Source organism: Bradyrhizobium manausense (assembly GCF_018130615.1).
GTDB lineage: Bacteria > Pseudomonadota > Alphaproteobacteria > Rhizobiales > Xanthobacteraceae > Bradyrhizobium > Bradyrhizobium manausense_A.
Genome location: NZ_JAFCKB010000004.1, coordinates 467,292 through 475,698 on the forward strand (window position 1 = coordinate 467,292; position 8,407 = coordinate 475,698).

The 8,407-nt window shown below is 63.7% G+C and carries 7 protein-coding genes; 2 read left to right on the top strand and 5 right to left on the bottom strand.

Annotation, left to right across the window (positions count from 1 at the left end):
• Both JQ587_RS11275 and JQ587_RS11280 read left to right on the top strand, forming a co-directional pair.
• Entirely contained in the window at positions 1-498 is a 498-nt protein-coding gene (locus JQ587_RS11275) for a hypothetical protein (RefSeq protein WP_212425328.1), read from the top strand.
• A gap of 160 nt (positions 499-658) precedes the next feature.
• Positions 659-1,021, top strand: a complete 363-nt coding sequence (locus tag JQ587_RS11280) for a flagellar protein FlaG (RefSeq protein ID WP_212425329.1) — start codon at positions 659-661, stop codon at positions 1,019-1,021.
• A 13-nt stretch (positions 1,022-1,034) separates the two neighbouring features.
• Here the strand turns inward: JQ587_RS11280 and JQ587_RS11285 are convergent, their stop codons facing one another.
• The 5 genes from JQ587_RS11285 to JQ587_RS11305 all read right to left on the bottom strand — a co-directional run.
• Positions 1,035-1,403, bottom strand: coding sequence for a hypothetical protein (locus JQ587_RS11285; RefSeq protein WP_212302920.1), 369 nt, complete (start codon positions 1,401-1,403; stop codon positions 1,035-1,037).
• Positions 1,404-1,415: 12 nt separating this feature from the next.
• Complete coding sequence (flaF, locus tag JQ587_RS11290; protein WP_212302918.1) at positions 1,416-1,784, bottom strand: flagellar biosynthesis regulator FlaF; 369 nt, start codon at positions 1,782-1,784, stop codon at positions 1,416-1,418.
• 291 nt (positions 1,785-2,075) lie between these two features.
• On the bottom strand, positions 2,076-4,364 hold the full coding sequence (locus JQ587_RS11295) for a DUF1522 domain-containing protein (RefSeq protein ID WP_212425330.1): 2,289 nt from the start codon (positions 4,362-4,364) through the stop codon (positions 2,076-2,078).
• A 219-nt stretch (positions 4,365-4,583) separates the two neighbouring features.
• Positions 4,584-6,878, bottom strand: a complete 2,295-nt coding sequence (locus tag JQ587_RS11300; protein ID WP_212425331.1) for a DUF1522 domain-containing protein — start codon at positions 6,876-6,878, stop codon at positions 4,584-4,586.
• 325 nt (positions 6,879-7,203) lie between these two features.
• A partial coding sequence (locus JQ587_RS11305) for a DUF1522 domain-containing protein (protein ID WP_212425332.1) occupies positions 7,204-8,407 on the bottom strand: 1,204 nt, incomplete at its 5' end.

Genomic DNA, 8,407 nt, shown 5'->3' on the forward strand with positions numbered 1-8,407 from the left:
ATGAACCACTTCAACGCGTCACGTCAGCCGATGCCTGCGCAACGCGCGAACAACACGCCGGGCAGCGCCGAGGCGCGCAAGCTCGCCGAAGACCTGATGGACGCGATGAGCGCTCTGCTCGGCCTGATCGAGCGCGAGACCGAGCTGGTCCGCGCCGGCAAGGTCCGCGAGGCGATGACGCTCGAGAGCCAGAAGCAGGAGCTATCGCGGCGCTATGTCGCCGCCGTCAGCCAGTTGAAGGCAAACCAGGACAAGCTCGCGAAATCCGCACCCGAGCTGCTCTCGACGCTGCATCGCCATCACGACGCCTTTCGCGCCATGCTCCAGGTCAATCTCACCGTGCTCGCGACCGCGCATGCGGTCTCCGAAAGCGTCGTGCGCGGCGTCAATGCCGAGATCCAAAAGCGCAACGTGCCGAACACCTACACCGCGGCGGGACGCCGTGCGACTCCCGGCCCGCGCCACATTACCCCGCTCGCGGTCAGCCGTTCGCTCTGAGCGCTTAACGAATACTGCCTCCAATTTTACGAAAAACCGCGCGGCGAAAGCGTCGCGCGGTTAGGCACGTTTCCTTACCGGGTGTTCAATCCTGGTGTTCCATGGTTGCGTATTGAGAGGGGTTGGGATTTGACTCACGTAAGGCAACCAGGAGGCTGCCATGAGTACAGATTTCAGCATCAGGCCGGTGGGGATACCGGCCCCCGTACAGATCGTCACGACGTCGAATTCGGCGGCGAACGATGCGGTGCAAACCGATTTGCCGGTGAGCCAGACGGTCGCCGCCAGCGATGCGGCTGCACCCGCACGCAACGATCTGCAGAGCAGCAACGAGAGCATCTCGCGCCAGGTCGTGTTCGACCAGGCGGCTGCATCCATGGTCTTCCAGGTCGTCAACGACAAGACCGACGCGGTCGTCAATCAGTTCCCGGACGAAGCGATGCTGCGCCGGCGAGCCTATTTCCACGCACTGGATTTGAAGTCGGAGCCCTCGCGGCCGCTCAACACGGACCTCAGCGCTTAAAGACGCCAGCCGATCAGCTGTCGAGCGTGGCTTGGGCGGTGTCGAGATAGCTCGAGCCGGTCGCGGGATCCGTGACGACGTTCTTGACCTGCGCCTTGCCGGTATCGGTCAACGTGAACTTCGTGTTGCCGAAGCGGAACGACGAATCCTTGATCAGCACCTGCTGGTACTGCGACGTCCCGCCGCTCTGATAGTGGATCTGCGCGCGGAAGCCGCTGACCTGCGAGATGTTGAGCGAGAACGTCTTGCCGTCGGCGTAGGTGCCGCTCCAGTTGCCCTGGTACAGCGACGAGTCCACCGCAACATATTTGGATGAGCCCGACGTGCTCGAGAGGACGTTGGACTTATAGGCGGTCGACAGGATGCTCATGATGTCGGACATCACGAGTCTCCATCACGGCCGGCCGGACAGACCAGCGGCAATGTTGCGGTTGATCTCGATCAGCGGACGGAAGTGATCGAACTGCGGGCTCATCTGCAGCGCCGCCGTCTGACTCAGCACGAACACGCTGATGTTGGCAATCTTCTGCCGGACGTCGATCGGCTGCGGGTTGTTTTCGCGCATCGCTTCGCTGAGGAAGATGGTCCAGAGCTTGCGATTGAACATCAGCGCCTGCGTGGTCTGCTCGCTGAATGGGTCAGCGTTGTTGACCGCGTCCTGGAGCTTGTTGGCGGCCTTCAGCAGAGTCTGCGCCTCGATGTCGCGAGGAGATGCGGTGGTCGTTGCAACACGCGCGTAGGCCGAGGCAGCAGAATTCGACATCAATCACACCTTGGAAGCTTCCTAGCCCGTTGAACGGACTTAAGGATTTCTTTCCCAACCCTATGCATCACCGCTTAAGATTTGCTTACGTGTGCGCTTGGAAGCACTCCGCATTATTACGGGTCGGAGTCTTCATGAGCGCGAGGCTAAATGCGCGGACGCAAGCTGTAAACTTGCACTGCATCATGCGCATCGATCTCAGCTAATCTTGTCTTAGCGAACTCCCTCAAAAGAACGGCGGAGCATTAGCCCCGCCACTCCGACTCAAGATTTGGTACTGCGCTTTCCGAATTAGCGGAGCAGCTGCAACACGCTCTGCTGCGACTGGTTGGCCAGCGACAGCGCGGAGACCGCGATCGACTGGCGGGTCGACAGCGCCTGGCTGTTGGCCGCTTCCTCGTTGGTATCGGCAAGTGTCAGGTTGGACGAGCCCGTCTGCAGCACGTTGATCAGGTTCTTCGAGAAGTCCTGGCGCACCTGCACGATCGAGAGGTTCGAACCGAGCGAAGAGCCTTCCGAGCGCAGCGTGCTCGAAGCAGCGTTCAGGCTCTGGAGGACCTTGTTGGTCGCGCCATTGTCGATGAAGTCCGTGCCGGGCACGAGATTGCTGAGCCCGAGACCCGCCGCATTGAACACCACACCGTTGATGCCGAGCGTGGAGCTGCCGGTCTCGTTGAAGACCAGCTTCAGCGTGTCGCCGTTCAGCAGATTGACGCCGTTGAACGAGGAGTCCTGCGAGGTCGTGTCGATCTGCGCCAGGATGTTGTTGAACTGGCTGACCAGGCTCGAACGCGCGGTCTGCGCGACGGGATCCTGAACCGGCGGCTGCGCAGTGGTGAAGGCGAGCACGCTGGTGAGCGTGCCGCCGACCGCGCCGCCTGCAGTGGACGAGCCGAGCGTCGAGGACGCGTATTCGTTGACGGTGGTGACCGTCAGCACGCCGTTGGCATCGATCGTCGCGGTCAGGTGGTTGGCCTGAAGCTGGACGTTGAGCTGGTCGAGGGTCTTGACCGTACCGTTGGTGCCGTCGCCGAAGGTGACGTTGACCGGCGTGCCGCCGTTGAAGGAGGTGAAGGTCAGGGTCTTGCCGCTGACGCCGCCGACGCCCGAGGTGCGCGCCGCGCTGAACGCCGTCGCCGTTCCGGTGTTGCCGCTGAGACCGAATGCGCTGAGCGCGTTGCCGGTGCCGGTGATCGAGAGGTCGGCGTTGATGCCGGTCGAGATCGAGAGCTGGCCGCTCGAATTCACCGACGACGGGATCTGGCCCGACGTGGTGGAGAGCGTGGCGGCGCCGTTGAAGAGGCTGGCGGTCTTCACGCCGGTGGCCAGGTCGATCGAATTGAGCAGGTCGGTCAGGTTCGCGCTCTGGAGGTAGACCGTCGAGTTGCCGTTGCCGTCGGTGACGACGTTGCCGCTGACACCATAGCCGGTGGCTACGCTGGATGCCGACTGCGGCGTCTGCGCGTTCTTGAAGGTGATGGTATGGCCGTCGACGTTCAGGGTCGAGCCATCCTGGACGAGGGTGCCCAGCGAGCCGGCGGTCGTCGACCGGTTCGCAGTGACACTGGCATTGCCCGCGCCGGTTGCGTTGGTCAGGCCGAGCTTGTTGAGGAAGTCGGCCTTGCCCGTTACGCTCAGATCGGCGCCGGTCGAGCTCTTCAGCGTGATTGCGCCGCCTGCACCGATGGAAGATGGCGTCTGGACCGTACCGACTGTCGCGCCGCTGGTCGCGATCGTGGCGGCGCCGGCGCTGATCGTCGCAGTCTTGACGCCGCTGGCAAGGTCGATCGCGCTGAGCACGTCGTTGACGGTTGCCTTTGGCGCAGCCGCCGTTCCTTCATAGACGATCGAGTTGCCGTTGCCGTCGGTGGCAATGCTTCCGCTGGCATTGAGGCCCCAACCGGTCGGCTGTGTCGTCGGAGCGGGACCGGTACGGAAGGTGATGGTCTTGCCGTTCACGGTTATGGTGTCACCATCCGCGGGCGGCGCGCTGAACGTGCTGGACGTGGTGGTGCCGAGCAGCGTGGCCGTGCCGCTGAGCGCGGTGCTGCCGTCGGCAGCAGTCGTGGTGCCACCGACCAGCGTACCGGCGGTCGAACCCAGCGAGGCGCCAAGCGCCGCCGCCGCCGTCACCGGTGTGACACCGCCGGCCGCGCCGGTATAGAGCACGTTGCTGTTGGCGGTCGCGCTCGCATAAGAGGTCGTGCCGCGCAGATCCGCCGGTGTCGCACCTGGGATCGTGGTCGAGACGTTGGACTTGGTGGAGTAGCCGACCGTGGTCTGGAGCGCCTGGTTGGCAATCGATTTCGCGGAGTCGATCAGCTTCTGGAGCGAGGTGATGCCGGTATTGGCCGCCTGCAGCACCTGCACACCGTTGTTGATGCCGTCCAGGAGGTTGCTGATGTCGCTCGCCCGGTTGTCCAGTCCCTGCGCCGTGAAGAAGTTGGTGGGATTGTCGAGCGCCGTGTTGACCTTCTTGCCGGTCGACAGCCTCTCCTGCGTCGTGGCCAGCAAGTCGGCCGTCGACTGCAGCGACAACAGGTTCTGGCGAACGGACGCCGAGAGAACGATGTTGGACATTGGCGAGTCTTCCTCTTGAACCGGATACGAATCGGCCGCGCGGGTCTGGAAGCGGGCTTTGGTCCAGTTTTAGGGGCTGTCCTTTAAAGTATGGTTAACGCCGGTTTAAGGGATACGGTTAATGGCTGGTGTACGCCCTTCCCTGCCTCTGAACGCAAAAAAGAGCGGCGGGGCTAAAACCCCGCCGCCCGGTTTTTCTTGAGGTATTTCAGTGCGTTATTAGCGGAGCAGCTGGAGCACGCTCTGCTGCGAGGTGTTGGCCAGTGACAGCGCGGAGACCGCGATCGACTGGCGGGTCGACAGCGCCTGGCTGTTGGCCGCCTCGACGTTGGTGTCGGCCAAGGTCAGGTTCGACGAGCCGGTCTGCAGCACGTTGATCAGGTTCTTGTTGAAGTCCTGACGGATCTGCACGACCGAGAGGTTCGAACCGAGGCTCGAAGCCTCCGAGCGCAGCGTGCTCGACGCGGCGTTCAGGTTGGTCAGCACCTTGTTGGACGCGGCGTTGTCGATGAAGTCGACGCCGACGGTCAGCGCGGCAAGGCCCAGGCCCTTGGAGTTGTAGGTCACGCCGGTGATGTTCAGGCTCGACTTGCCGGTCTCGTCGAACACCAGCTTGAGCTGATCTCCGTTCAGCAGGTTGACGCCGTTGAACGAGGAGTCCTGCGAGGTCGTGTCGATCTGGTTCAGGATGTTGTTGTACTGAGACACCAGATTGGCACGGGCCGTCTGCGCAACAGCATCCTGGACGGGAGTGGAAGCCGTCGAGAACGTCAGCGCCGTGGTGAGCGTGCCGCCGATCGCACCGCCCGCAGCAGTCGAGCCGATCGTCGAGGACGCGTAGTCGTTGGAGGCGGTGATGGTCAGCAAGCCGTTGGCATCGATCGTCGCCGCCAGGTTGTTGGCCTGAAGCTGGGTGTTGAGTTGATCGAGCGTCTTGACCGTACCGTTGGTGCCGTCGCCGAAGGTGACGTTGACCGCCGTGCCGCCGTTGAAGGAGGTGAAGGTCAAGGTCTTGCCGGCAATGCCGCCGATGCCGGAGGTGCGCGCCGCGGTGAACGCGGTCGCGTTGCCGGTGTTGCCGGCCAGGCCGAGCGCGGACAAGGCATTGCCCGTGCCGGTGATCGACAGGTCGGCGTTGATGCCGGTGGACAGCTTGAGCTGGCCGGAGGTGTTGATCGTCGACGGAGCCTGGCCGACCGCGGTCGCGAGCGTGCCACCGCCGCTGCCGTTCAGGGTGAAGGTCTGCACGCCCGTCGCGAAGTCGATCGCCTTCAGCACGTCGGCGACCGTACCGGCCTGCAGATAGACCGTCGAGTTGCCGTTGCCGTCGGTGAGGACGTTGCCGGTGGCACCGAAGCCGCTCGGAACCGCCGGCGCATTGGTCGAGCCCGGGATCGGCGCGTTCTTGAACGTGATCACGTGACCGTCGACGTTGAGGGACGAGCCGTCCTGGATCAGCGAACCCAGCGAGCCGGACGTCGTCGTGCGCGTCACCGTGAAGACCGCATTGCCGCCACCCGTCGCACTGGTGAGGCCCAGCGACTTCAGGAAGTCGGCCTTGCCGGTGATGCTGAGGTCAGCACCCGTCGAGCTCTTGATCGTCGCGATACCGGCAGCGATGGACGACGCGGTCGCGGTGCCGGAAGCTACGCCGATAGTGGCAACGCCGGTGCTGCTGATCGAGGCGGTCTGCACCCCGCTGGCGAGGTCGATCGCACTCAAGAGGTCGTTGACGGTTGCGACCGGAGCACCCGTGGTGCCGAGATAGACGGTCGAGTTGCCGTTGCCGTCGGTGAGGATGCTGCTGTCGCCGGCCGAGTTGACACCCGAACCGGTCGGGATCGAGGTGCCGGTCGGCGCGCTGCCGGCGCGGAACGTGATGGTGTGGCCGTTGACGGTGAGCACGTCGCCGTCCGCCGGCGAGGAGCCGATCACGGTCGCAGCACCGCCGGTGCCGATCAGGGTCGCCGTACCCGACAGGTTGGTCGAGCCGTCGGCGGCCTTCACCGCCGCAGCAGCCGTGAAGCTGCCCTGCGCAGCGCTGCCCAGCGTGGAGCCGGAGGTGGCAGCGGTCGTACCGCCCGCCGCACCCGTGTAGAGCACGTTGCTGGCTGCGGTGGCGCTGGCATAGGAGGTCGTGCCGCGCAAGTCAGCCGCCGTCGCACCTGAGATCGTGGTGGAGACGTTGGACTTGGTGGAGTAACCGACGGTGGTCTGCAGCGCCTGGTTGGCGATCGACTTCGCGCTGTCGATCAGCTTCTGCAGCGAGGTCAGGCCGGTGTTGGCAGCCTGCAGCACCTGCACGCCGTTGGCGATGCCATCGAGCAGGTTGTTGATGTCGCTGGCGCGGTTGTCGAGCGACTGGGCGGTGAAGAAGTTGGTCGGATTGTCCAGGGCCGAGTTGACGCTCTTGCCGGTCGACAGACGGTTCTGTGTGGTGGCGAGAAGATCGGCGGTGGACTGGAGAGAGAGGAGGTTCTGACGAACCGACGCAGAGAGAACAATACCGGACATGACTCTTACCCTTCTGGCTTACGCGTCTTCGTTCGATCGCTTCTGGATCGAGTGACGGCCACAGGGTGCGCGGACATGGCTAACAAAGGGTGAAACGAACGTCACTCTCATAAGCGCCGGTTCACCATAAAGCATTGCGGCGCGCTGGACGGTGTCGCAATCAGTCTGAAATCATTGGCGATTCCGCGCGCTTACGCTCCATTAACCATAACCGCTGGTTACTTTTTCGATCGCTCTCCGCCTCTCGAATACCGATTGGCGAACAAAACAAAGCGGCGGGGCCGAAGCCCCGCCGCCAGATCTTGCTTGCGATGTCTGCCGCTTGTTAGCGGAGCAGCTGGAGCACGCTCTGCTGCGACTGGTTGGCCAGCGACAGCGCGGAGACCGCGATCGACTGGCGGGTCGACAGCGCCTGGCTGTTGGCCGCCTCGACGTTGGTGTCGGCCAAGGTCAGGTTCGACGAGCCGGTCTGCAGCACGTTGATCAGGTTCTTGTTGAAGTCCTGACGCACCTGCACGATCGTCAGGTTCGAACCGAGGGTCGAAGCCTCCGAGCGCAGCGTGCTCGACGCGGCGTTCAGGTTGGACAGCACCTTGTTGGTCGCGGAGTTGTCGATGAAGTCGACACCGCTGGTCAACGAGGCAAGGCCCAGACCCTTGGAGTTATAGGTCACGCCGGTGATGTTCAGGCTCGACTTGCCGGTCTCGTCGAACGTCAGCTTGAGCTGGTCGCCGTTCAGCAGGTTGACGCCGTTGAACGAGGAGTCCTGCGAGGTCGAGTCGATCTGGCTCAGGATGTTGTTGTACTGAGACACCAGGTTGGCGCGGGCCGTCTGGGCAACCGTGTCCTGGACGGGGCTGGAAGCCGTCGAGAACGTCAGTGCCGTGGTCAGCGTGCCGCCGATCGAACCACCTGCGCTGCTCGAACCGATGGTCGAGGACGCGTAGTCGTTCGTCGTCGAGACCGTCAGCAGGCCGTTGGCGTCGATCGTCGCCGTCAGGTTGTTGGCCTGGAGCGAGCTATTGAGCTGATCGAGCGTCTTGACCGTACCGTTGGTGCCGTCGCCGAAGGTGACGTTGACCGCCGTGCCGCCGTTGAAGGAGGAGAAGGTCAAGGTCTTGCCGCTGATGCCGCCGACGCCGGAGGTGCGGGCCGCAGTGAAGGCGGTCGCGCTGCCGGTGTTGCCGGCCAGGCCGAGCGCGGACAAGGCATTGCCCGTGCCGGTGATCGACAGGTCGGCATTGACGCCGGTGGACAGCTTGAGCTGGCCGGAGGCGTTGATCGACGAGGCGATCTGGCCCGAGGCGGTCGCAAGCGTACCACCGCCGCTGCCGTTCAGCGTGAAGGTCTGCACGCCCGTCGCGAAGTCAATCGCCTTCAGCACGTCGGCGACCGAGCCGGCCTGCAGATAGACCGTCGAGTTGCCGTTGCCGTCGGTGAGGACGTTGCCGCTGGCACCGAAGCCGCTCGGGACCGCCGGGGCATTGGTCGAGCCCGGGATCGGCGCGTTCTTGAACGTGATCACGTGA

Excerpts from the sequence above, each read along its gene's own strand:
- JQ587_RS11300 (WP_212425331.1), bottom strand. The coding sequence starts at position 6,878 with ATGTCCGGTATTGTTCTCTCTGCGTCGGTTCGTCAGAACCTCCTCTCT.
- JQ587_RS11275 (WP_212425328.1), top strand. The coding sequence starts at position 1 with ATGAACCACTTCAACGCGTCACGTCAGCCGATGCCTGCGCAACGCGCG.
- JQ587_RS11285 (WP_212302920.1), bottom strand. The coding sequence starts at position 1,403 with ATGTCCGACATCATGAGCATCCTGTCGACCGCCTATAAGTCCAACGTC.
- flaF (WP_212302918.1), bottom strand. The coding sequence starts at position 1,784 with ATGTCGAATTCTGCTGCCTCGGCCTACGCGCGTGTTGCAACGACCACC.
- JQ587_RS11295 (WP_212425330.1), bottom strand. The coding sequence starts at position 4,364 with ATGTCCAACATCGTTCTCTCGGCGTCCGTTCGCCAGAACCTGTTGTCG.
- JQ587_RS11280 (WP_212425329.1), top strand. The coding sequence starts at position 659 with ATGAGTACAGATTTCAGCATCAGGCCGGTGGGGATACCGGCCCCCGTA.